We start from the raw sequence: 934 nt of genomic DNA, 5'->3' as shown, positions 1-934 counted from the left end.
CATGCGCCTGGGCCGGATTCTGTGTCTGGGTGTCCACGCTGGTGCGAATTGAAAATACCAGCGCAATGGCCACTGCAAGCTATACAGCGCTAACCGTACTCGTCACTGTTTATGCCAGTAATAACATGACACTGGCTCCGGTATACGCAATTGAAAGATGCAGTGAAATTGTGCTGGGAATTTTCTGTGCCCTTCTGGCTGACGTCATTTTTTCACCTAAATCTATTAAACATATTGTTGAACACGAGGCTGAGACCCTTATTACGCTTCAGTGCCAGCTTATGGCGCTTGCAGCAACATCTACGGATCAAAAAGCGCTCGACAAAAAAATGCTCGAGATCCTTCGCAGATCTGCAGCCCTAAAGTCAATGGTGGTTAACCTGAAAATGGAAGCCGGGCATTGGGAACTTGCCTCGCGGCGTCTAACCGCTATCCACATACGTTCTCTGACGTTGCTCACCCTTTCTCTGGATATTTTTCTGGCCCGCAAAATGAACACCGGTAATATCAATACAGATATTGACTCACTGCTTCAGGACGCACCTGGCGATGTTGAATCCTCTTTGCGCTACCTGCGAGATTTCCGCTACAGACTTGCCATGCTTTCGGTTAACAGTCGATTATCCTCCCAGGCTGAATGGAGCAGAAATGCTGGAGAGTTTTTTTTACTGCTGAAGTGTTTTAAGGGCAATTTAAGACCATCATCCATCGAAGAAAAAATCCTCTCAGCAGTCCAACCGTCGCCGGAACGTTCTCTGGAATCACATTCTGCCCGCGTGAACGGTCTGCGAACCTTCATTGCGACGGGGACAGCCGCATTTTTATGGCTGTATAGCGGCTGGACGTCAGGTAGCAGTTGCATGATTTTACTTGGGGTCGTGACGGCTCTTGCAATGCGTTCGCCTAACCCCATTGCCGTAGCCAAAGATTTTGT

1 protein-coding gene is annotated in these 934 nt (G+C 48.6%); it reads left to right on the top strand.

The window, feature by feature from the left end; genetic code table 11:
* Nucleotides 1–29: 29 nt before the first annotated feature.
* On the top strand, nucleotides 30–934 hold a 905-nt coding region (locus tag CWM53_RS04440), incomplete at its 3' end, for an FUSC family protein (protein WP_227521687.1).

Origin of the sequence: Klebsiella sp. A-Nf5, assembly GCF_002810545.1 — a bacterium.
Classification (GTDB): Bacteria; Pseudomonadota; Gammaproteobacteria; order Enterobacterales; family Enterobacteriaceae; genus Klebsiella; species Klebsiella variicola.
This window is presented reverse-complemented; position numbering and strand designations above follow the sequence as displayed.